Source organism: Leptospira ryugenii (genome assembly GCF_003114855.1).
Lineage (GTDB): Bacteria > Spirochaetota > Leptospiria > Leptospirales > Leptospiraceae > Leptospira_A > Leptospira_A ryugenii.
Map to the genome: position 1 here is coordinate 701,696 of NZ_BFBB01000003.1, position 21,997 is coordinate 723,692.

Annotated in this window: 20 protein-coding genes; 9 read left to right on the forward strand and 11 right to left on the reverse strand. The window is 41.9% G+C overall.

Features of this window, described 5'->3' with window-relative positions:
- Position 1: 1 nt before the first annotated feature.
- The 4 genes from DI060_RS07725 to DI060_RS07740 are packed head-to-tail and all read right to left on the reverse strand — an operon-like array spanning position 2 to position 3,918.
- Positions 2–802 (reverse strand): ABC transporter permease, encoded by an 801-nt coding sequence (locus tag DI060_RS07725; protein WP_108975375.1) that lies wholly within the window; start codon positions 800–802, stop codon positions 2–4.
- Complete coding sequence (locus tag DI060_RS07730) at positions 792–1,697, reverse strand: ABC transporter permease (RefSeq protein WP_244594309.1); 906 nt, start codon at positions 1,695–1,697, stop codon at positions 792–794. Before DI060_RS07730 ends, DI060_RS07725 begins: the two co-directional genes overlap by 11 nt.
- A gap of 16 nt (positions 1,698–1,713) precedes the next feature.
- Entirely contained in the window at positions 1,714–2,721 is a 1,008-nt protein-coding gene (locus tag DI060_RS07735; protein ID WP_244594310.1) for an ABC transporter ATP-binding protein, read from the reverse strand.
- Positions 2,722–2,751: 30 nt separating this feature from the next.
- Positions 2,752–3,918 carry an ABC transporter substrate-binding protein gene (locus tag DI060_RS07740; RefSeq protein ID WP_108975382.1) on the reverse strand — a complete coding sequence of 389 codons (1,167 nt, stop codon included), beginning with the start codon at positions 3,916–3,918 and terminating at the stop codon, positions 2,752–2,754.
- Between the two features lie 135 nt (positions 3,919–4,053).
- Between DI060_RS07740 and DI060_RS07745 the strand changes: the two genes are divergently transcribed.
- From DI060_RS07745 to DI060_RS19250, 4 genes are read left to right on the forward strand one after another with little or no spacing between them, the layout of a single operon-like run.
- A complete protein-coding gene (locus DI060_RS07745; RefSeq protein ID WP_108975385.1) occupies positions 4,054–5,511 on the forward strand; it encodes an NAD-dependent succinate-semialdehyde dehydrogenase in 1,458 nt (485 codons plus the stop codon).
- Positions 5,508–6,803 carry a 4-aminobutyrate--2-oxoglutarate transaminase gene (gene gabT / locus DI060_RS07750; protein ID WP_108975387.1) on the forward strand — a complete coding sequence of 432 codons (1,296 nt, stop codon included), beginning with the start codon at positions 5,508–5,510 and terminating at the stop codon, positions 6,801–6,803. Before DI060_RS07745 ends, gabT begins: the two co-directional genes overlap by 4 nt.
- Before the next feature lie 2 nt (positions 6,804–6,805).
- Positions 6,806–8,251 (forward strand): gamma-aminobutyraldehyde dehydrogenase, encoded by a 1,446-nt coding sequence (locus DI060_RS07755; protein WP_108975389.1) that lies wholly within the window; start codon positions 6,806–6,808, stop codon positions 8,249–8,251.
- Between the two features lie 55 nt (positions 8,252–8,306).
- On the forward strand, positions 8,307–9,437 hold the full coding sequence (locus DI060_RS19250; protein ID WP_108975391.1) for a methyl-accepting chemotaxis protein: 1,131 nt from the start codon (positions 8,307–8,309) through the stop codon (positions 9,435–9,437).
- On the opposite strand, the gene DI060_RS07765 is transcribed toward DI060_RS19250, so the two are convergent.
- The gene (locus DI060_RS07765; RefSeq protein WP_108975741.1) at positions 9,432–10,292 is read right to left on the reverse strand and encodes a cytochrome c; all 861 of its coding nucleotides are present in this window, start codon (positions 10,290–10,292) and stop codon (positions 9,432–9,434) included. The two genes, DI060_RS19250 and DI060_RS07765, sit on opposite strands and share 6 nt — an antisense overlap.
- Positions 10,293–10,363: 71 nt before the next feature.
- Between DI060_RS07765 and DI060_RS07770 the strand changes: the two genes are divergently transcribed.
- Complete coding sequence (locus tag DI060_RS07770; RefSeq protein WP_244594311.1) at positions 10,364–11,131, forward strand: glutathione S-transferase N-terminal domain-containing protein; 768 nt, start codon at positions 10,364–10,366, stop codon at positions 11,129–11,131.
- On the opposite strand, the gene cutA is transcribed toward DI060_RS07770, so the two are convergent.
- On the reverse strand, positions 11,104–11,415 hold the full coding sequence (gene cutA, locus DI060_RS07775) for a divalent-cation tolerance protein CutA (RefSeq protein ID WP_108975393.1): 312 nt from the start codon (positions 11,413–11,415) through the stop codon (positions 11,104–11,106). The genes DI060_RS07770 and cutA overlap by 28 nt on opposite strands.
- 55 nt (positions 11,416–11,470) lie before the next feature.
- Between cutA and DI060_RS07780 the strand changes: the two genes are divergently transcribed.
- Complete coding sequence (locus DI060_RS07780) at positions 11,471–12,250, forward strand: NADase-type glycan-binding domain-containing protein (RefSeq protein ID WP_108975395.1); 780 nt, start codon at positions 11,471–11,473, stop codon at positions 12,248–12,250.
- On the opposite strand, the gene DI060_RS07785 is transcribed toward DI060_RS07780, so the two are convergent.
- On the reverse strand, positions 12,247–13,293 hold the full coding sequence (locus tag DI060_RS07785) for a hypothetical protein (protein ID WP_135355017.1): 1,047 nt from the start codon (positions 13,291–13,293) through the stop codon (positions 12,247–12,249). The two genes, DI060_RS07780 and DI060_RS07785, sit on opposite strands and share 4 nt — an antisense overlap.
- 123 nt (positions 13,294–13,416) lie before the next feature.
- Complete coding sequence (locus DI060_RS07790; RefSeq protein ID WP_108975400.1) at positions 13,417–14,511, reverse strand: DegT/DnrJ/EryC1/StrS family aminotransferase; 1,095 nt, start codon at positions 14,509–14,511, stop codon at positions 13,417–13,419.
- A 135-nt stretch (positions 14,512–14,646) separates the two neighbouring features.
- Between DI060_RS07790 and DI060_RS07795 the strand changes: the two genes are divergently transcribed.
- On the forward strand, positions 14,647–15,900 hold the full coding sequence (locus tag DI060_RS07795) for a valine--pyruvate transaminase (RefSeq protein WP_244594312.1): 1,254 nt from the start codon (positions 14,647–14,649) through the stop codon (positions 15,898–15,900).
- A 5-nt stretch (positions 15,901–15,905) separates the two neighbouring features.
- The gene (locus DI060_RS07800; RefSeq protein WP_244594313.1) at positions 15,906–18,224 is read left to right on the forward strand and encodes a hypothetical protein; all 2,319 of its coding nucleotides are present in this window, start codon (positions 15,906–15,908) and stop codon (positions 18,222–18,224) included.
- Here DI060_RS07800 and DI060_RS07805 read toward each other — a convergent pair.
- A complete protein-coding gene (locus DI060_RS07805) occupies positions 18,204–19,373 on the reverse strand; it encodes an FAD-binding domain-containing protein (protein ID WP_108975402.1) in 1,170 nt (389 codons plus the stop codon). The genes DI060_RS07800 and DI060_RS07805 overlap by 21 nt on opposite strands.
- A complete protein-coding gene (locus DI060_RS07810) occupies positions 19,370–20,002 on the reverse strand; it encodes a hypothetical protein (protein WP_108975404.1) in 633 nt (210 codons plus the stop codon). Before DI060_RS07810 ends, DI060_RS07805 begins: the two co-directional genes overlap by 4 nt.
- On the opposite strand from DI060_RS07810, the gene DI060_RS07815 reads away from it, so the two are divergent.
- A complete protein-coding gene (locus DI060_RS07815) occupies positions 20,001–21,032 on the forward strand; it encodes a sodium:calcium antiporter (RefSeq protein ID WP_108975406.1) in 1,032 nt (343 codons plus the stop codon). The genes DI060_RS07810 and DI060_RS07815 overlap by 2 nt on opposite strands.
- Here DI060_RS07815 and DI060_RS07820 read toward each other — a convergent pair.
- Entirely contained in the window at positions 21,025–21,912 is an 888-nt protein-coding gene (locus DI060_RS07820) for a DNA-processing protein DprA (RefSeq protein WP_244594314.1), read from the reverse strand. The genes DI060_RS07815 and DI060_RS07820 overlap by 8 nt on opposite strands.
- Positions 21,913–21,997 lie beyond the last annotated feature (85 nt).

Consider the following 21,997-nt stretch of genomic DNA (forward strand, 5'->3'; position numbering starts at 1 on the left):
TTTATTTGCTTCTGTCGTCTTCTCTCGTCAGAAAATACGCAGCTAAGATAGGCAAGGTTGTTACAAGGATTACAAAGACTGCCACTACGTTCGTGACTGGTCTCTGCCTTGGACGCACAAATTCTGTTAACATCCAGATAGGAACCGTGGACTGTTGGCCTGCCGTAAAGGTAGTCACAATGACTTCATCGAAAGAAAGTGCAAAAGACAACATCCCTCCTGCAAGCAAAGCAGTCGCAACGTTTGGTAGGACAACAAATCGGAAGGTCTGCCAAGGGCTGGCTCCTAAATCCATAGATGCTTCAACAAGAGAATGGGAACTTCGCCTAAGCCTTGCTAGAACATTATTATAGACAGTGACAATACAAAATGTAGCGTGCGCGATGACGATTGTCCAGGTGCTAAAAGGAATCCCTAATAAATTGAGTGCAGATCTCAAGGAAATACCGGTTACAATCCCTGGAAGTGCGATCGGTAAAATCACTAAAAATGAAATGATCTCCTTTCCAAAAAACTGACTTCTGTAGACCGCAAGGCTTGCCAAAGTGCCAAGGAAAATTGCTAGTAAGGTGGAGATACTTGCTACTTGTACAGATAAGATAATCGCATCCCAGATATCCTTGCGATCCCATGCGACACCAAACCACTTTGTCGTGAATCCTGGAATCGGAAATTGAAAGGTCTTTTCATCAGTAGAAAAAGCATAGATGATGATAAAGCCGATGGGGATATGAATGAACATAAAGACTAAAAGTGTCGATATCTTCAAACCTAAGTTTTTTCCGAGGAGTTTAGAGAGCATCAAACGCACCTAACCTTTTTGCTATGTTTAGGTATACCATCATGATGATGATAGGGACCACAGAAAAAGCTGCCGCCAAAGGTATGTTACCGGCTGTTCCTTGGTGGGTGTATACTGCCATCCCTATGAAATAACTCGAATTGCCAATGATGGTCGGGATGATATAATCACCCAAAGTCAGAGAGAAAGTAAAGATCGAGCCCGCCACGACTCCTGGGAAAGCTAAAGGAAAGACTACTTTTCGAAACGTAATGGAAGGATTGCCACCCAAATCGGAAGATGCTTCTAATAAGGATTTTGGGATTCGCTCTAAAGATGCTTGGATAGGCAGGATCATATAAGGCAACCAAAGGTACAGAAACACAAGAAACATTCCAATGTATGAAAAGGAGAGGCTTGGTCCACCGATCACAGGAATCGAAAGAATTCCATCTAAAACAAAGGTGAGGCCAATCTTTTCTAAAACCCATGTGATGATGCCTTCTTTAGCCATCAACATCTTCCAAGCATAAACTTTTACCAGATAACTAGACCAAAGAGGTAACATGATACCTAAATACAAAATCGGTCTAAGTTTTGGCCCTGCATACATCGCCATATAATAAGCGACAGGGAAAGCTAAAATCGCACTCATGATTGTGACAGAAAGTGCCATCAAACTCGTACGGATAAAAATATCCCAATTTGTCGATAGTTTGAAAAGATCGTAATAAGTTTCGAGGGTAAACTCGTGTTTGATGACACCAGAAAAGGAATCTACAGAGAAGAAACTTTGTATGAGTAAAGTAAACAGAGAACCAATATAAACAATCCCTAGCCATATCAAAAGTGGGCTTAGAAGAAGGAAGATGGCGAGAGACTTACGATAAAATAAGAAAGTAAAAATACGATCCATGGCTCCTGACATATCTTTAAGCCTGAATGAGATGCATGTCTTCTTCTTTCCAAGCCACAATCAATTCAGAAGAGGCTTCCATTGCTTTTAAATTTGAATTTTGTTTGGATACGATGATTCTTTGGCCAGCCTTTGTCTGCACCACAAGTCTAGAATTTGCTCCAGAATACACTTCATTGAGTAAAGTAGCCGGCACTGTAATCAGCCCATCTTTCGGATCCATGGGAGACAAGATGCGGATCTTTTCCGGACGGATCATCGTTTTTGAGGATCTTTGGATAAATGAGGACGTTGTTTGTTCATCAAAGATATTGGAAGTTCCCACAAAATTGGCAACAAAAGAAGTATTAGGCTTCTCATATATTTCCCAAGGGCTTCCGATTTGCTCCACCTTACCCTGGTTAAAGACGGCAATGCGGTCTGACATCGAAAGTGCCTCTTCTTGGTCATGGGTCACAAATATAAACGTAATCCCAACAGTCTTTTGGATCGCTTTTAACTCAATTTGCATTTCTTCACGCAATTTTAAGTCCAGGGCTCCTAAAGGTTCATCCAAGAGAAGGATTTGGGGTTGGTTGATCAGAGCTCGCGCAAGGGCAATCCTTTGTCTTTGGCCACCAGAAAGTTCTGATGGTTTTCGTTTTCCAACATCGGGAAGCCGCACCATTTCCAACATATGTTGGACTCTGGAGGCGATCTCTTTCTTGGAAACATTTTTCACCATTAGACCATAGCCGACATTTTCAGCGATGCTCATATGGGGAAAGAGTGCATAGTCTTGGAATACCGTATTTACATTTCGTTTGTATGGAGGAATGCCTCGAACATCTTGTCCGCCGAGTAATATTTTCCCAGCCGAAGGATCATAAAAACCTGCCACCATACGTAGGCAGGTTGTCTTTCCGGAACCAGATGGTCCCAACATGGAGAAAAATTCTCCTTTTTTGATTCCGAAGGAAGCTCGGTCCACAGCCAGAAAATCTCCGAAATTTTTAGTAACCTCGATTAATTCAACATCTAACACGTTTTCCAATGCTTCCTACCTAAATCCTTGTTATTTGCTACCTATGATAGCAATGTAATCCTCTGCCCATTTTTTGTAAGGAACACATTTCCTTCCACCTGAGCAATTTTCTACTGGAGTTCTCCAGAAAGAAATTTTTTCAAAGTTGTCAAAACCATTTGTTGCACAACCTTCATCAGTTAGCAATGCGTTACCTTTACAAGCTGCAGGTACAGAAGGTACGGAACCAAACCAAGAAGCTAAATCGCCTTGAACTTTTGCACTGATGGAATGTTCCATCCACTTGTAAGCACAGTTAACGTGTTTAGAATCTTTGTGTAACATTGTAGTATCTGCCCAACCAGTTGCACCTTCCACTGGAACAACGGATCCTACAGGTTGTTTGTCTGCTGTAAGTAGGTTCACTTGGAATGGCCAGGTAGAAGAGGCAACTAAACCTTCTTTTTTGAAATCATCTACTTGAACCATAGCATCATGCCAATATTTAGGAACAAGTTGTCTTTGTTTTTTAAGTAGTTCAATCGCAGCGTTGTATTGCTTCTCATCTAACTCATAAGGATCATTGATACCTAGTTCAGGTTTTGCCTTCTTTAGGTAAAGAGCTGCATCAGCAATGTAAATGGGTCCATCAAATGCTTGCACACGGCCTTTGTTTGTTTTTCCATCAGGAAGTTTTTGCTCTTCGAACACAACATTCCATGATGTAGGGGCAGTTTTAAATACCTTTTTATTGTACATAAGAACGTTTGGTCCCCACTGGTAAGGAACTCCGTAGTGTTTTCCGTCAACTGTATGCCAAGGTGCATTTTGTAATCTTGCATCTACTTCTTTCCAGCTAGGGATCAAGTCGATATTGATTTCTTGCACTTTCCCACCAGCGATCAAGCGAAGCGAAGCATCTCCAGAAGCAGTTACTAAATCAAAACCACCCTCATTCATGAGTGCAACCATCTCATCAGATGTCGCAGCGGTTTTTACCGTCACTTTACAGCCGCTAGATTTTTCAAATTCAGTCACCCAGTCGTAGGCTTTGTCTGTTTCCCCTCTTTCGATGTAGCCAGGCCAAGCAACGATAGAAACCTCACCTTCCGTTGCACCGATTGCGGTAATTTTTTCCTTTTTGCCACAAGAGATCAGTAGTCCAAAGACTAGGACTAGAGACACTGCCGTGAGTCGTTTCAAAAATGATTTTGTCATTTGATCGTTTACTCCTTTGTATTTGATCCGTTTCAATGCGAAACGATCTCAGAGAGTAAACTGCTGGCAAGCATTTCCGAAAGATTTTAAAAAATGGTAGGATTTTTCTTTCCGAAATTTAAAAAAGCATAAGATATGAACGAACTTTTCGATCAAACTTTATTTCGACAGTCTAACTATATTAACGGTGAATGGACAAAAGCAGTTTCTGGCGAAACTTTATCCGTTCAGAACCCCTCGACTAGATCTACCATAGGTACCATCCCTAAGTCAGGCACCCAAGAAACTGAAAGCGCAATCCGTTCCGCACAGTCCGCACTCTACCTCTGGAAAAAAACCACTGCCAAGGAAAGGTCGCAAATCCTCCGCAAATGGTTCCAGCTGATGATCGAAAATGCAGATGATCTCGCACGTATCTTAACCTCAGAACAAGGCAAACCTCTCGCGGAAGCTAAGGGCGAAATCCTATATGCCGCTTCTTACATAGAATGGTTTTCCGAAGAAGCAAAACGCGTGTATGGTGATATTATCCCTTCCCATCGGACTGATACAAGGATTATGGTATTGAAAGAGCCAATTGGTGTGGTTGCAACGATTACTCCTTGGAACTTTCCATCGGCAATGTTGGCAAGGAAAGTGGCACCAGCTCTAGCAGCCGGTTGCACGGTAGTCTCAAAGCCCTCGGAGCTTACTCCATATTCTGCATCGGCAATGTGCGAACTGGCTACAAGAGCTGGCCTGCCCAAAGGAGTTTGGAATTTGGTCTTTGGTGAACCAAAAGAAATTGGAGAATCTCTTCTCAATTCACCTATCGTCCGTAAGCTGAGCTTCACTGGTTCTACTCGCACCGGCATTTACCTGATGGAAAAATCGGCAAAGACACTCAAAAAACTCTCCTTAGAATTAGGAGGCAACGCTCCCTTTATCGTTTTTGAAGATGCAGACATAGAAGCAAGTTTAAAAGGTGCAATGCTATCCAAATACCGAAACACAGGGCAGACCTGTGTTTGTGTGAATCGATTTATCGTACAAGAATCAATTGCTCAGGAATTTTCGGAACGATTGGCAAAGTTAGCGAGTCAATTGAAAGTAGGTGATGGTTTTTCAGAAGGAGTCCAACAAGGGCCTCTTATCAATGAACCTGCACTCAAAAAAGTAGAAGAACATATCAAAGATGCAACTGCGAAGGGAGCAAAAATCCTTACTGGAGGAAAGCCCCATCCCATGGGCGGGACATTTTTTGAGCCAACCGTATTGTATCCTGTCAACCAACAAATGTTAGTCTCCAAAGAAGAGACCTTTGGTCCTGTCTCCTCTATTCAGACGTTTCGGACAGAAGAAGAAGCCATCCAAATTGCCAACGATACGGAATTTGGTTTAGCTTCCTATGTTTTTACCTCAAATATAGCTAGGCTCTTTCGAGTTGCCGAAGGACTTGAATATGGAATGGTGGGAATTAATGAAGGATTGATCTCATCGGAACAGGTTCCTTTTGGTGGAGTCAAGTTTTCTGGTATGGGTAGAGAGGGTTCTAAATATGGAATCGAAGATTATATTGTTACGAAGTACTTATGTTTAGGAGGAATCACATGATGACAGTAGAAACGCTTACCAATGCAAATCTTTGGGAAAGACGAGTAAGCAATGTCCCAAGAGGGGTGAGCACCGCTTATCCCGTCTTTGCAAAATCAGCTAAGAATGCTGAAATTTGGGACGTAGAAGGAAAACGCTATATTGATTTTGGAGGCGGAATCGGGGTAATGAATACGGGGCATTGCCACCCAAAGGTCATAGAGGCCATTCATAAACAAGTGGATGCTTACTTACACACAGCCTTTCAAATCATGCCATATGCACCTTACATTGAGCTGTGCGAACGACTCAATGCGAAGGCTCCCATCGCAGGAAATAAAAAGACTATTTTGTTTTCTTCGGGAGCAGAGGCTCTTGAAAATGCAGTGAAGATTGCAAGAGCAGCTACAGGTAGAACCGGATTTATTTCGTTTATTGGTGGATTCCACGGAAGGACGATGATGGCCTTAGCACTCACAGGGAAGGTGATACCTTATAAAAAAGGTTTTGGTCCATTTCCTGGAGATGTATACCATATTCCCTACCCAATGGAATACCATGGAGTCTCGGAAGATGACTCCATCAAAGCCTTACAAAATCTGTTCAAGGCAGACATTGACCCAGCAAAAATTGCAGCAATAGCCATTGAACCAGTACAAGGCGAAGGTGGCTTTTACATTGCATCCTCTAGTTTCCTGAAACGATTACGATCCATTTGTGATGAGCATGGAATCCTATTGATCGCTGACGAAGTGCAATCTGGTTTTGCTAGAACCGGAAAACTTTTTGCGATAGAGCATAGCGGAATCGAACCAGATTTGATTACTACCGCCAAATCGCTAGCAGGTGGAATGCCTCTATCCGCTGTTATTGGAAAAGCAAGTCTCATGGACTCAGTGGAACCTGGTGGATTAGGTGGAACCTATGCGGGCAACCCCGTAGCCTGTGCAGCTGCGATTGCAATCATGGACCTCATTGATGAAGAAAATATCCTGAGCAAATCTGAGGCCTTAGGGAACAAACTCATCAAAAGACTCAAAGAAATCCAAAGAGATGCAAAATCAGTCGGAGAAATTAGAGGCCTTGGGGGCATGGTCGCCTTTGAATTAGTTGAAAATGGAAATGCGCACAAACCGTCCGCAGATCTAGCCAAAAAATTAACAGCAAAGGCACTCGAAAAAGGGCTTGTACTTTTGTCCTGCGGAGTCTACGGAAATGTGATTCGAATCCTCGTGCCGATCACTGTGGAAGACCCTGTTTTAGAAGAGGGCATGAAAATCATTGAATCATCATTAAAGGAAATAGAAGGTTAATCATGAAACAATACCAACATTGGATCAATGGAAAGTGGACAGAATCTAAATCCAAAAAAACTTCCAAAATCGAAAACCCAGCCACCGAAGAAATCATTGCCGAGGTTAGCGAAGGATCTCCAGAAGATATTGATGCGGCTGTAACAGTCGCGGACAAAGCATTCTATGATGGTCGTTGGTCAATGCTTAGTCCAGGGGAGAGATCAAATGCTCTTTATCGATTGGCTGATCTTTTGGCAAAACACACAGAAGAATTTGCAAAAGTAGAATCAGAAAACGTGGGCAAACCTTACAAAAACTTAAGTTTGGCGGGAGATATTCCTTTTGCTATTGATAACCTCAGGTTTTTTGCAGGTGCAGCAAGAGAAGTTCATGGTTCACGAGCTGGTGAATACTTTCCTGGCTATACCTCTCTATTTCGAAAAGAGCCAGTAGGTGTTGTTGGCCAGATCACTCCTTGGAACTACCCCATCCTGATGGCAGTATGGAAATTAGGCCCTGCCCTAGCTGCTGGTTGTACGCTTGTTTTAAAACCAGCGCCTAACACCCCATTAACGACATTGATGCTTGCTGAACTTTCCAAAGAGGCAGGTATCCCAGACGGCGTTCTAAATGTCGTAGCAGGAGGAAATGAAGCGGGACAGGCATTGGTTGATCACCCAAAGGTACGAATGGTTTCTCTTACTGGCTCTACACAAACCGGAAAACGTATCATGCAGTCTGCCTCTCAATCCCTCAAACGAGTCCACTTAGAGTTAGGTGGTAAAGCTCCTCTACTTGTCTTTGATGATGTCGATCTTGCTTTATTCGCTCAAAAAGCTACATTTGGCGCAACTTGCAATTCAGGACAGGATTGTACGGCCGCAACAAGAGTGTATGTTCAGAACAAACTTTTAAAAGACGCTACAGAGATGTTAGTTGAGGCTATGAAATCAGTTAAAGTGGGAAATCCGTTTGATGATGCAACAGAAATGGGTTCCATCGTTTCACTCAAACAAAAAAACCACATCATGGGTTTTTTGGACCGGGCAAAACAATCGGGTGCCAAGATTTTAACAGGTGGAGGAAGCCCAAAAACAATTGAAAAAGGGTATTTCGTTGAGCCTACCGTCATCTCAGGAGTAAGCCAAACGGCGGAGGTTGTCCAAAATGAAATCTTTGGACCTGTTCTTACCATACTCCCCTTTGAAACGGAAGAGGAAGCTATCCAACTTGCGAACGATGTAAACTATGGACTTGCCTCTTCTATTTGGACAAAAGATGTTGCGCGTGCCATGCGAGTCTCCAAACGACTGGAATTTGGAACCGTTTGGGTCAATGACCATTTACCATTAGCATCGGAAGCTCCACATGGTGGGTTCAAACAATCTGGGTTTGGAAAGGATCTATCCTCGGAATCAGTTTCCGATTATTTAGTCACCAAACACGTCATGATCGGCGGTGTTTGATTCTAAGAATTAATGCTTGCTGTGATGTAGACTCCATGGTTCTATTTAAGGAACCATGGCAGATGAGTATTCAAATCATAGTATGATACGTCTTAGGCAGATGATCTCTGCCTTTGGCGCCCGCTCCAAAGAGATCGGTTCTGTCGCGACCGCTATCCAACAAATTGCCAAACAAACCAATTTATTAGCCCTCAATGCCGCAATCGAAGCGGCTCGAGCTGGAGACTCAGGCAAAGGTTTCGAAGTTGTTGCCAATGAAGTATCCAAACTTTCTTATAGGACTTCCGAAGCCACAAAGAAAATCAATGAAATCCTAAGTAGAATTTACGGAGAGACAGAAAGTGCTGCACAAGAAGTGGAACATTTTGAAATTGATGCCATCCTCGAATATGCAAGGATCTGGTCTGCACAAGTCGCCTCTGATTTAGAAGCAAAGTTTTATATCATGGCTACTTCTCTCTATGGATTGAAGTTTCTGATCCAAAGTATGATACAATCTGAGAGTGGGCTTACCCGTAAACAGATACTCATTCTAATGAGAGAGTATCTGGAACAGAACCCACAACAATTAGCATATGCATGTTGTTTCGAGCCAAATGTAGTCGATGCTAACGACCACCTACACACAAATGACGAAGGACATGATACAAACGGACGATTTGTACCCTATTGCAATCGACATAGAGGTAAGATAGCCATTGAACCATTGCAAGGATATGATGTGGAAGGTGAAAATGAATGGTATGAACTTCCGCGTGCCTTAGGGAGAGATGTGATGATGGAACCATATGTCTATCCTATTGATGGAGAGATGGTTCGCATGACGAGTTTGATGACAAATTTGATTATCCATGGGAAATTTGCTGGAATCATGGGTGCTGACTTTTCTTTGGAACAACTACAAGCCAATCTATCCCAAAGAAAGATTTTTAATGCCGGAAGTTCTTCACTCCTCTCTAATGAAAGTGTGTTTGCAGCCTCACCAAATACTGATTTGCTTGGGACAAAATTAAATTCGATCCCAGAGGAGGCAAAAATTGCTGTTATGGAAGGTCGTCCTTATGATTTTACTGACCGATCTGGTCTGGTGCATATATTCTCACCAGTACAGATCGGGAATAGCACCAATCCATGGTCTATTTACGTACAGTTTGAACTGGGCAAAGCGCTTAAGAGAGATTTATAAACTCATCAAATACATTCGTATCGATTTTAGTTCTACATCAGTCATATAGGCAAAGTTTTTCCATGGCATGGGCGCTCTCATTTCTCTTCCATCCGGAGTGATACCAGTTCGTATCGCCGACACAAATTGATCTTCTGACCAAGCACCAATCCCCTGTTTGGTGATATTGGTTGCCTCTGGCCATTCTGGCGGGGCACCTGGGATCGGACCTCCTTTTAAATTGGCTCCATGGCAACCGGTACAAGTATCTGCTAAATACTTTCCAAAAGAAAGGGAAAGAGTTTTTTCTTGTTTGGAGGCCGCTTGTACAGAATGGTCAATGAAGAGGGCACTCGCAAGATGCGGAAGATTCCCCGTCAAAAATAATACTCTTGCAAGAGGACCTATTTTGATTTCTGCCGAAGTTTCTTCGACGGGTGGTAAAGATAGGAGATAACTATATATCTTTCCCACATCTTCATCAGTCATTGCTTGGAAATCTGTAGAAGGCATAAAATGCAGAGGTTGTTTGTTTGTGCCAATGCCATGCCGTAGAGCCAAAACAAAATCCTGAAAACTTTTTTTCCCGAGTCCACCCTGTCCTTTGGTTAGATTTGAGCCAGTGAATGTTCCTAGTAGCGGGTCATTGATAAAGGTCACACCTTGCCCCTGGAGCCCATGGCAATCTGGACAACCTCTTGTCACATAGAGACGTTTGCCCTCTACAAGATCATTAGCTCCAGGAGGAAAAACAGATATCTCTCCTACACCCTCTATAACTTTTGTTAGCCTAGAATTGGTTTGAATGTATATGATGCTGACTATAAAAAAAAGAATAGCAGTCAAACCCAGCAAAAATAAAAAAAACTTTTTCATTTCGTTTCCTTTTTTGTTTGCAAGGTATTTTATTCCAAATAAATCACTGGTCAAGCAGAATCAGAGCTGACATGAATTCTATCTCTGATAAGATTTTGCAAATGAAACCTAAATTGTATGCCTTCCCCATTTCTCACTTTTCAGAAAAAGCAAGATTTGCTTTGGACAGAGCTGGGTACAGTTACGATCTACAATTGCTTTATCCCGGAGAACACATTCAAATTTTAAAGGACAAAGTGCCCGAAACTTCTGTTCCCGTTTTAGAAACTGAAAAAGGATGGATCCAAGGCTCTAGTTTGGTCCTGGATTTGGTAGAAGAAAAAGCCTTCGGAAAGAAAGCAGAGGCCAATGAAAGAGCAGAGGAAGAGAAAATAGACGAAATTTTAGGAAAAGGCTTACAAACCATTCTATACTACTACGTACTCCCGAGTCCCGAAATTGTAGGCAAACTCTTCTCCTTACAAAAACCAAAACCAGAGGAAGTAATCCCCCCGCCCGAACGATTTGACCTAGTCTCTCTTGTTTTACGAAAAAAGTATAAAATCAATCCAAAGAATGTGGAATCTGTTCTGACAAGGGTAAATGAATACGCTCAAGAGATCCAAACCGTTTATAAAAAGCGAAAATTTTATAATGGAATATCATTTGGTCGGGTGGACCTAACGATTTCCAGTTTGTTGGGAGCACTCGCTTTGCCAGAAAAAGCGCCGGCAACAGATTGGTTTCTTTCAGCAGAAATGCCAAAAGGCTTTTTGGAGTGGAAACGATCTTTGGACATCGACTTTCTTTTGGACCGAATAAGAGAATTTTATCATGAATTTAGAACCCATTCCACATAATCTGGATTAGATGGCCCAGAAAGATAACTAACGATACAGGGGAGTTCGTAAGAATGTAATTCCTTGGCTCGTTTGATCAGCTCGTCCAATTTGGATTCCTTTACTTTGAGTAGCAGGAGACTTTCACTGTCTCTTTGCAAACTACCATTCCAATTGTAGATACTTTTTATTTTGGGGATGACATTGGCGCAAGCAGCCAAATGTTCCAAGACCAAAGCCTCACCGATCTTTTCAGCCTCTGCCTCATCGCGGGTTGTGATGTAAACTAGAAAGATTCTCGCCATACACCAAATATTTCTTACTTGCCGATTTCTTTCTATCATTTAGTTTACTCCCATTATGACCCAAAGATCGTTTTACCTCACCTCTCTTTTGATCTCATTGACCTTATGGGCTGATCCAGTAAACATACCTGCTATCTCTTCCAGTAGTTTTCGGATTGGAAATACCAATAAATTTCCTCCTTCATTTGCAATGGATGGTAAATTAGAGTCGAGTTGGGTAGAAGGTACGAATGGCGATGGGATAGGCGAGAGCTTAACAATCAGCTATAAGAGCGATCTTAAATTCAAAACCCTGGCAATTTACAATGGTTTTGGGGATCCGAAAGAATGGGGCAACCACAACAGAATCAAAAAACTAAAGTTGAGCACCAATACGGGAACGGAAGAGACCTTTTTACTTAAGGATAGTTTATCCATGCAAAAATTGGATCTCAAAACGGAATCCAATGCCAAGTCGATTACATTGACAATTTTAGAAGTCTACAAAGGAAAACAGGAAAGTGGTGCCGCGATCGCAGAACTTAAGTTTCTTTCCGAACAATCTGGTCTTATCTTAAGCCCTCCCAAAAATACCTGGGCAATAGGCAAATGGAAAACCGAATCCAATATAGCAAGGATTTCACTACACAACGATGGTACCTGTGAAATGGGTTATGAATCAGCGAGAATGTTATGCACTTGGTCTGAAAAAGGCGACAAAGTTTTAGTTCAGTTGGAGGCAAAGCTACCACTTACGGATACAGATCGTTTAGAATTGAAATTCAACCGATCAGGCTCAGATCCCTACATCGAAATCAATGGGAAACATCGGTTCATCAGAAACAATGAAGTTTAAACAAAGGTATCGCGCCAAGAAAGCCTAATCTCCTCTAAGAGTGAACTTTCATCGCCCTTTGTTTCCCAATACAGGCCTACATTTTGGTAGGCTTTATTTTTTTGGTCCATAAAAGGGGTCACAAAGTTTAAAAAACAATTATGTTCTGATTCTATAGCCTCTAACCAAGATTCAATTGCTTTTAGTTGAACAGAACGAACGGGCAGAAACAAAAATCCTACCGTTTCACCAAATGTATTCCTTCTCTTCTTAAACTCATACAAGACTCTGCCGATCGAATAACGAAAATTAATCTCAGAAAAACACTGGATGTGCAGTGTTCCATTTTTTTTATACAAAAATCCATCCATAGCTAAAGGTCCCTGGTAAGGGACTTCTAAAAGCTGGTAGACAGATTGGATGACTTTCTGGATCTCGGGGAAGTATGTTTGTAAATAGGCTGAATTTTCTTTTGAAATGGAAATGCCCAGAAAGCCCCCCTTCTCATCGACATACATATGGGTAAGCTCAATTCCTTGGGGGCCTACCTCGTCAAAATCCCAGAGGCTTGAAAAATCATAAAACCTTTCTTTTCCAAACCACTCTTCTACAAAAATAGGAAAATCAAATAACTTATGTTTGATTTGTTGCAACTTCCAAACTTGCCCAGGGTTTTCCAAGATAAGATGGTTTCTACCTGCAATCCCATACCTCCCCTTCACAACCATTGCTGTTGAGCTATGCTCTTGTAAGTAGTCGAAGAGGCCATCTTCCGAATGTAAGATCTTTGCTCGGATAACGTACTCAGGTAAGGATTCTTTCCAAATTGTTTGGGTGATCTTTGAATTTAGGTATTGGGATTCTTTGCGTTTGTCTAAATTTTCTGTGATAACACCATTGTCGAGATCATGGAGTCTGCCCCATTCCTTCCATTGAATCGAGGGGGACAAGAGATCTCCCTCCTTCCAAATGTTTGCAGGTTCAATTCCAAATCTTTTTAAAAAATGGAAATAACTTGGATGAGGATTGCCCGTCAGGTGAACAAAATCATCAGGACGAGCCAAGAGGAAAAAAAGAGTCTCCAATGACTCCCTTCTCCTCTCAGTTGATTTGTCTAAAGATATCTTTGGTTCAAGAAGCCTATATTCAAAGAGTGGATCAAGTGAATAAAGGAAAGCCAAACCGCTCTAATAGATCCTACGAATAGCCGTTGCTATTCTCTGTACATTATCTTTTGTTAGGTTGGGATAGACAGGAATACAGTGACCTCTTTGGTAAAGTCTCTCTGCATTTGGAAAGTCCAATCGATTCTCTTCTAAAATCGAATGTAACGGTTCCTGAATGGTTCTCTGTGTCTCAATGTGTATCGACTTAAAGTATCTATTCACTTCTTCATAACCTCGGTTAGAGACAATGATAGGAAAGCGATGAAAGGTGTCTTCATTCGGATTTGAAAAATAAGTTTCAAGCCTTGAATTTTGAACAGCTTGTAAATAGGCAAATGCGATTTTTCTTTGGCGGTCAAGGATCACACCAAGTTTGGAAAGCTGTTCGATGCCCAAAGCAGCTTGGTAATCAACTAAATGGTAATCAAACTTGGGTTCACCAAATACTCGTTTTACGTTTGGTCCAGATTTAAAGGATCGGATCTTCTGAACAAGTTGTGTTTCCGCAGAGGTGATCATTGCTCCATTACCGGTTGTGATCATATTCTCAGCATCCAATCCAGCTATGGAAATCGAACCTTGTTTCCCGACAGGTATTGTTTCCGAGATAGCCCCAATCACTTCCGTGTAATCTTCAATGATTTGCAGGCCCTCTGCTTGGTAATTTTTTAAAGACAGTAGAGAACCAAAACTATGGTCTAAAATGGCGACCTTAGCCTCTGAAGATAGACGCTTCGTATGGAATGATTCTGGATCTGGGTGAAAAGAATTCTTCCCAAGATCTACTAATATCGGTTTGGCTCGTAACAAAAAGATGGCATCAAGAGCAGCAATAGGAGCAAAGGAAGAAAGTAAAATTTTATCCCCTTCTTGGACACCTAAGGCAAGTAAAGAGAGATGATACGCTGAAGTGAGTGAATTGACCGAGACAGCATGTTTGGTCTTAAAGGTATGGCAAAATGACTTTTCAAATCTATCCACGATTTCTCCAGTGGACAGGTGCTCTTCTACCAAACATTCCAAAACACCTTTTAAGTCCTCGCGTGAGAGGGTGGGTTTGTGGAATTCGATTTCTTTTAATTTTTTGATGGGTCTTTGTATTGTTTCGGTGCTCATCCAACAAGCTTCCTTTATTATGTCACTTTACATCGGTACTTCTGAATTATGTCACTTCATTTTTAGATATGAGAACATAATTTTTAATGAAGCTTGGTTTGGGGGCCAGAATCTTGGCGATCAGGCAGGAAAATAGTGCAGATTTCAAGGCTTTCGCAAAAAATCCAGACCCAAAATGGCATCCTGAGCCTCATGGAAGACCTCAAAGAGGCCCTCACCCACAGGGGAGAAAGGATGGCATTTTTGGGAGGGGGAAACCCTGCCTCCATCCCAGAAGCAGAAGAAATCTTTGCCCAAACCTACGAAGCGATCGGCAGGGACAAGTCCCATCTACGCAGCATTTTAGGGGATTACAGTGGACCGATTGGCAATGAAGACCTCCGCTCCCTAGCCGCCGAAGCCCTCGCCTTGGAATTGAACTTCCCGCTCACAAAGGAACACATAGCCTTTTTCAATGGCAGCCAAAATGCCTTTTACTTTTTGTTGAATGCGTTTTCTGGCACTATGCCCGATGGAACCTTCCGTCGCATTGGATTGCCCATCGTCCCAGAGTACATTGGTTATGCGGACCAAACAAATGAAGCGGGAGTCTTTGCAGCATTCCTTCCCAATGTAGAACAGGACGGTCCGAACCGTTTTCGGTATACATTGAATGCAAAGCAAGAGTACCCGGACGATTTAGGAGTCTTGGTCATTTCACGCCCGACAAACCCAAGCGGGAACGTGCTTTCCCTCCGAGAAATCAAGGATTTGCATAGCCTCTGTGTGAAAAGGAAGATACCATTTTTAATCGACCTTGCCTATGGAAATCCATTCCCAAATCTCATCGGCAAAGAGGAACCAATACACTTCTCTCCTGGGATGGTCTTAAGTTTAAGTTTCTCCAAAATTGGACTGCCAGGATTACGATTTGGGATCGTGGTTGCCGATCCTCCCGTCATCGAGCTCCTCTCCTCCTTTGCGGCGACAGGGAATCTAAGTGCGGGCAATATTGGTCCAGCCTTTGCGCGAATCTTTTGGAAAGAACGCACATTGGAATATTTGTCCAATCACATCTTACGCCCGTACTACGATACTAAATTACAAATGGCCCTCGAGATCCTGGAAGGAGTGTTCCAAACTGAAAAAATAGATTACCTGATCCACAAACCTCTCGGTGGATTTTTTGTATGGTTGTATTTCCCTAGTATTTCGATCACGAACCAGGAGCTATATGAACTTTGCAAAGAAGAATCCGTTACCATTGTTTCGGGACATTACTTTTTCCCTGGTTTAGTAGAGCACTTTTCACACAGAGAGAAATGCATACGTTTGACATATTGCCGTAGCGAGGAGGAAATAGCCTACGGGAGTAAAATCCTTGCCCAACTTGTGGCAAAACATTCATAAGCCAAATGAACGATTCAGATGAACTAGATATCAGCTTTGGGAAAGAGGAAACCCGGGCCCCAGCAGAGGTGCAGACACCTAGCTCACAATCCTACATCCAACTATCGGATGCTATTGGCAGCCTCAGCCCCACTGCTAGGTGTATTTTAGATGAACTCAAAGATTGGCACAAACGTGTTGAAAAACATGGGAGTAAGGAAGTGCATCCATCCTACCTCCTTACACTCGATAAGGTCCCAGAAGCTTTGGGTAAGTACAACAATTTGGGTGCCCAAGGCAAAACTGAGAATGCTATTTATCACGCCTTACGCCTGTTATTGGACATTGACCATAGGGGTACCAATCGAGTCATGTATGCTTACCCCTATTTGATAAAAAACGGGAGTAAAATCGCTAGTAAAATCGCACTCATTGCCCCACAGAAAGAAAACAAAACAGATACCATCCCATACCGCCAAGCTTGCTTTCGATTTTCGCAAGAGCTAGTGAAACTCCTTTTGGACAACCGAGCCAAAAAAGGTAGAAACTGGGATGAACAAAATCCAGGGAATATTCTCATCCAAAAGAACCGAGATGGTAAACCTTGGCTCTATCCGAAGTTGGGTAGCCTTGAGTCGGAAGTCACATCTTTAGTAAGGAAGGGATTTGGGAACATTCCGTACTTACCAATGGCTGATTTTTTGATTGATTTCGTAAATTTTGCCAAAGAACAAAGTCTAGCATTGCCAATCTTGAGTGATTATCACATTGTCATTGATGAATTGGACATTCATCCAGATGGAAAATTCAAAAAGTTACCAGAAGTGGTCAATCAAATCCTTTCGCAGTTGGATGCTCTTGAAACATTTACAAAAGAATATCTGATAAAGATGGCAACAGATGCCAAATATGAATCATTCTTACAAAGAATAAACGAGTATTTCCAGACAAATCATTTTACTTCTATCGAAGACAAGATGAATCCAGAAGAGAGGGTCAAAAAATTTCTGACTCTCGTTGAATCTTTCCCTTTTACTTCTGGAAAGGGTGGTTTGAGCGACCAAGTCAGAGAAACTGTTGACACAAGTATCAAAATCTTAAGAAGGCTTTGTGAGGAAAAAGGTTCCGTATTACATAGGAAAGATGACAATATCTATTCTTCTGTAAAACAAACCGTCATGTCAAAAATTCCTGAGTATACAAAGAACAACCATACACTTCTGAGAATTAATTTCGAAGATGAGGTAGCACAAGCTGGTATCACCTCTGAAGAAAAGGCAAAGGAATATATCAAAAGACTAAAAGACGATGTCTTCTCAGAGTTTTCTTATTATGAAGAAAAGCAGGAAAATGGCAGGACCATCTACTATGTTGTGGACCACGGTTATTTAGCGGCCGTTATTCACAAACTTTCCTTTGAAGGCAAAGGAAATCCCGAATTAGAAAAACAATTAGAATACGCTAAAATCATCAACCATAGACTCTCCAATCCAAAACACCCTGGATTAAACAGCAAGTTAAGGCCAGATGCCATCTCCAAAATGAACGCAGGTATCCGCGAATTGGAAATCCAAGAAGCGGAACGCGCAAAACAAGAGGATATCAGAAGTCGTTTCAACATTGTTTCTGGTGTCATGACCTTCATAGTCTCAACTTTGATCTTTGTCACAGCCGCCTATTATTTGCGTTCAGCGATGCCACTGTTTTTTGGCGTACCGTTCTCGGTAGTCGCTGGTTTTATGGCTGCCTTATTCTTTCGAGAAAAATCGCAGGACGAGATTCGTGAGGATATAAAGAACTCAGGTAAGTTTGGGGCTTTGTCAGAATGGGGAAAACCAGGGTCTAGTTCTGGCAGTTCACTTGGTTCTTCAGTTGGTAAAGACGAAGATAGCAATCCTAAAGAAGAAAAAATCGCCCATATTTACAAGGCGGCTGATAATTTTGTCTTCCCAAAACGATTCAATAAGATTACAGACAAGGTTTTAGATCCAAAAACACTAAAAACTCGGATCTATGAAAACTTGGACAATATCAAACGCAATCATATGAGTTTGGCCAAAGAAACGAATGATGACAAGGTGGCATCTACTGTGGAGTATGCGGTTTTACAATCTGTAGCCACTATTCTTATTCCAGACGAAGTTGCCGTCAAAGACCAACCAAGTACAATCTATATCAACAGAAACGACTTAAAGGCAGCCCTCTTCCGTGACCAGTTAGCTGACTTCTATCGCGATGAGATGAACAAAAAGAAGTTTGATAAGAAGATGGTCAAATACTATACCTATCTCATCAACACGATTGAAATGGAATACTATAAATACTTACCCAAAAAACGTATCTAGGTACTTTTCACATCGCTTCCAGTAATTAAAAAAACTAGGATAAAAGCCGTTCACGTTGGGATACATCCATTCCCGTTCGTCTAGATGGATATCTAAATGGGGAAGACTTGGGTGTTCTCGCGTATATATTTTGTTAGCTGCCAAAATAGGCAAAATATCTTCCCATTCTTGAATTAAGATTTGCAAGTTCGGAAGATTCTCAAGGGCAAGAGAAATTGTAAATTGAAGAACTTGTTCTGACACAGGATGTTTTTTAAACAGACTTGGAGGCAATACCAAATAACGATTCCCTTCTTCAAGAGACCTCCATTCTGGATCTAGGTGGTAAAAATGATAGAGAAAAATGTTTTTATTTTGGACATCTGCTTGGAAGTCATTTTGTAAATCTTCTTTGGAGAGAAATCTCTTTAGAAGATCTGGAGCTAATCTTTCTGACCACTTAAGTAAATCTATTTCCAAGATCGGGTTTTCTAATTCCGACCATTCTTCTGGGCAATCCATAGTCATAATCTCTTCATAACTTTTATCCAGAGGTGTTTGGAATTGTAAGGTGTGTGTATACCTATTAATGTTCTCTTGGTTCATTATGTACTTTTTGTTACTAAATGCTCCGGCTACCCACTGCCAACTGCATGTATTACTTGCCAGATCTCCATCTAACAAATGATAATAAAGCCACCGAGATGGCTCATACCAATGTGCTCTAGCGATGTTGCAAACAAGGGAGGCAAGGTACATTCTTACATGATTGTGCATGTAGCCGATGGAGTAGAGTTTTTGGATCTCTTTGTCTATTCCTTCAATCCCAGTTCTTGCCAAGAGGACAGATTTCGGGATACCGAAGTGATGGACATCTGGCTGCTCTCGTTTCAAGTCTTGGAAAATACCATCCCCCTTGGCTGACCAAATCCTTTGGTAGTATTCGCGCCAAGCTAACTCTTGCAAAAAAGAGCTGATTTGATAACGTTTATATCCCAAGGAAAGTATATGATCGAAGATCCGTTTTGTACTAATAAGGCCCCTCGAGAGATAAGGGGAAAGATAAGAAACCTTTCCATCTATGTAATTTCTAGTTTTTCCATATAAGACTGGATCTAGATTTTGGATTTGTTTGGTGATCTCTGCGTATTTAGTTGAGAAAGGACTCATTCCCACTCTATCATCCTAACTACATCTTTATAACAATCCTCTCTCACTAGTTTGTCTCCCTTTGGATTGGGTAAGCCAGAATACCATGTCTGATTCGGATACAAAAGATCTACCCAATAAGAATAAACGGTAGCGACCCCGTTTTGGTTTTCTATACTTAGACTTAGAAGTTTTAGATCAGCCAATCCACTTTCTTTGTAGAAAAATTCGCCCTGTTTGGTTCTAATTCGGATTTTTTTGGGAAGCGCCTCATAGGTGATACCTTTCTTCTCTTCTTTTTTTTGCTTCAATTCCCAAGAATCAATCTTGATCATCTGCACCTCGGACCATTTGAGTTGTTTTTTATATTCAATCCCATCCTTTGTATGCAAAAAACTAAACCCATCGTTTTGCTCCTTTGTTTGGCCACGTAGGGTACGTCCGTCGCAGAGAGTGATCGTGCGGATGACATTCGCTTCGGTTACCTCACCTCTCACGTTGCGTTCTTCCAACCTTTGCTCTCCTGGTATTTTTGGTGAGGTCGGCTCCTGCGGAGCTTTTGGTTGAGCAAATAGAATGTTTGCGGCAAAAAAAAGTAGAAGAAAGACTCGAAATCGGTTTGGGCAAATCATAAATTGGTCTCTATCCATGGATGAATTTCTACACATAACCTTTCAAGCATTTCCTCTTCCGCTCTTATTTCTTGTGATCCTTCTTGCCATATTGGCACTTGGGAAGGCAGCGGACGTACTCGTTGACGAGGCAGTTTCTCTCTCATTGCGATGGGGTGTTCCCAAAATGATCATAGGGGCTACTTTAGTAAGTTTAGGAACCACCTTGCCTGAGGTTTCTGTTTCGGTTATTTCTTCCCTCGAGGGGAATCCCGGAATCGCTTTGGGAAATGCCGTGGGCTCTATCATTTGTGATACTGGATTGATCTTGGGCATTGCAATACTTATCTCGCCACCTAGCATAGACAGACGATTGGTTAATAGACAAGGTTGGATCCAAGTGGGAGCAGGTTTTTTGTTATTCTTTGCTGCCATACCTTGGTTTGATCTCAACTCTACCTTTACCTTAGGCGGAAGAATTACACAGGCAACAGGTATCTTCTTTCTCTTTTTACTCGGACTTTATATCTACTTCAGCATCCGATGGTCCAGATCCAAACCTGGTGAATTGGAAGAAGGTATTGATGATACGACAGATGTTGATGATTCCTCTGCCATAATTGTCATTATCAAATTGTTGATTGCGATTGGTGTTGTGATCATTTCTTCCCAGATTTTAATTCCTGCAGTTGAAATAACTGCTAAAACTTTATACATTCCAGATGCAATCATTGGAGCCACATTAGTTGCGTTTGGGACATCTTTACCGGAGCTCGTGACTGCTATCCAAGCATCTAGACGAGGCCATTCGGAGTTAGCGATGGGAAACATCATAGGAGCAGATATTCTCAACGTACTTTTTGTATCTGGAGCCTCAGCGGCGGTGACGGCAAATGGTTTAGAAGCTCCCGTAAACTTCTTCCAATTCTATTTTCCGGCAATGTTACTTGTTTTAATCATATTTCGAGTTGGTATCTTTGCTTCAAAAGACACCATCAAACGACCGATTGGTGTAATCCTTTTGGTGATTTATGTACTGGCAACAGTCGCAGGGTATTTCTTTAAGTAAACGGCTTCCATATATATCCTGAACCCAAGGGAGTGAGCTCGGGTTGCAATGCAAAACTAGTTTCCTTTTTTGCATAGACCTGCCACTCCTGGAAGCTTAGGACCTTCTTTGGATAGACATCGCTGCGAATCACTTGCCCCTTTCCTTCTATTAAATCTTCAAAGTTGAGTACATCCGCTCCTTCTGAGACCAAAACTCTCCCGCCTTCATTGTCGTATTGTAAAGAATGATCAAAGACAACGATTTCGCGATTTTGTGAGAGTGCACTATGTGCGGTAGATATAGTCCCTGATTTTTTCCCTGATTCCATGATGTAGACGATTGGAGCGAGTCCCGAAATCAATCGGTTTCGTTTTGGGAATGTCCAGGGACTCGGACTCTGCTCATGGATATATTCTGTTAGGAGAAGGTGTTTTTGATACGCTTTCACTTTTTTGTATAAATCTCGGTTGGAAGGAGGATACTCTTCTTGGATGCTTGTGCCAAGTAAACCAATCACAGCCAAACCTTGGTCCATGGCGGTTATAAAAACTTGTCTGTCAACTCCCATGGCCATCCCGGATACAAGCGCAAGAGTAGGAATACTAGTTTCACCAAGCCTCTCAACCAATAGTTTTGTTGCCAGTAAGGAAACTGGCGAAGCCTTTCTTGTGCCCACAATGGCAACCTTTGGAAGTGAAAAGAGGGATAGATCCCCGATAAAGGAGAGTACGAGAGGAGGGTCATAGATCTCTCTCAGTAGCTCAGGGTAGGCTTTTGAATAGATGTTTATAAAATTTTGCCCAAGTAGGCTCTTCGCTAAGGAATCAGCTCTCGCCTTTAGAAGAGTAAAACGATCTCTTGGGAAAAAATTTTTACAAGTTTGGTATAGGGAATCCAAAGAATCATTATTTCGCCAAATACCGGTTTTGTGACAGAAAGAGGCAACTGAGGCTTGAGCAAAGAATGACTCTAAATACACATAG

Coding starts and splice junctions, on each gene's coding strand:
- DI060_RS07730 (WP_244594309.1), bottom strand. CDS start 1,697: ATGGATCGTATTTTTACTTTCTTATTTTATCGTAAGTCTCTCGCCATC.
- gabT (WP_108975387.1), top strand. CDS start 5,508: ATGATGACAGTAGAAACGCTTACCAATGCAAATCTTTGGGAAAGACGA.
- DI060_RS19250 (WP_108975391.1), top strand. CDS start 8,307: ATGGCAGATGAGTATTCAAATCATAGTATGATACGTCTTAGGCAGATG.
- DI060_RS07810 (WP_108975404.1), bottom strand. CDS start 20,002: ATGGATAGAGACCAATTTATGATTTGCCCAAACCGATTTCGAGTCTTT.
- DI060_RS07765 (WP_108975741.1), bottom strand. CDS start 10,292: ATGAAAAAGTTTTTTTTATTTTTGCTGGGTTTGACTGCTATTCTTTTT.
- DI060_RS07745 (WP_108975385.1), top strand. CDS start 4,054: ATGAACGAACTTTTCGATCAAACTTTATTTCGACAGTCTAACTATATT.
- DI060_RS07770 (WP_244594311.1), top strand. CDS start 10,364: ATGAATTCTATCTCTGATAAGATTTTGCAAATGAAACCTAAATTGTAT.
- DI060_RS07780 (WP_108975395.1), top strand. CDS start 11,471: ATGACCCAAAGATCGTTTTACCTCACCTCTCTTTTGATCTCATTGACC.
- cutA (WP_108975393.1), bottom strand. CDS start 11,415: ATGGCGAGAATCTTTCTAGTTTACATCACAACCCGCGATGAGGCAGAG.
- DI060_RS07800 (WP_244594313.1), top strand. CDS start 15,906: ATGAACGATTCAGATGAACTAGATATCAGCTTTGGGAAAGAGGAAACC.
- DI060_RS07755 (WP_108975389.1), top strand. CDS start 6,806: ATGAAACAATACCAACATTGGATCAATGGAAAGTGGACAGAATCTAAA.
- DI060_RS07815 (WP_108975406.1), top strand. CDS start 20,001: ATGGATGAATTTCTACACATAACCTTTCAAGCATTTCCTCTTCCGCTC.
- DI060_RS07725 (WP_108975375.1), bottom strand. CDS start 802: ATGCTCTCTAAACTCCTCGGAAAAAACTTAGGTTTGAAGATATCGACA.
- DI060_RS07790 (WP_108975400.1), bottom strand. CDS start 14,511: ATGAGCACCGAAACAATACAAAGACCCATCAAAAAATTAAAAGAAATC.
- DI060_RS07805 (WP_108975402.1), bottom strand. CDS start 19,373: ATGAGTCCTTTCTCAACTAAATACGCAGAGATCACCAAACAAATCCAA.
- DI060_RS07740 (WP_108975382.1), bottom strand. CDS start 3,918: ATGACAAAATCATTTTTGAAACGACTCACGGCAGTGTCTCTAGTCCTA.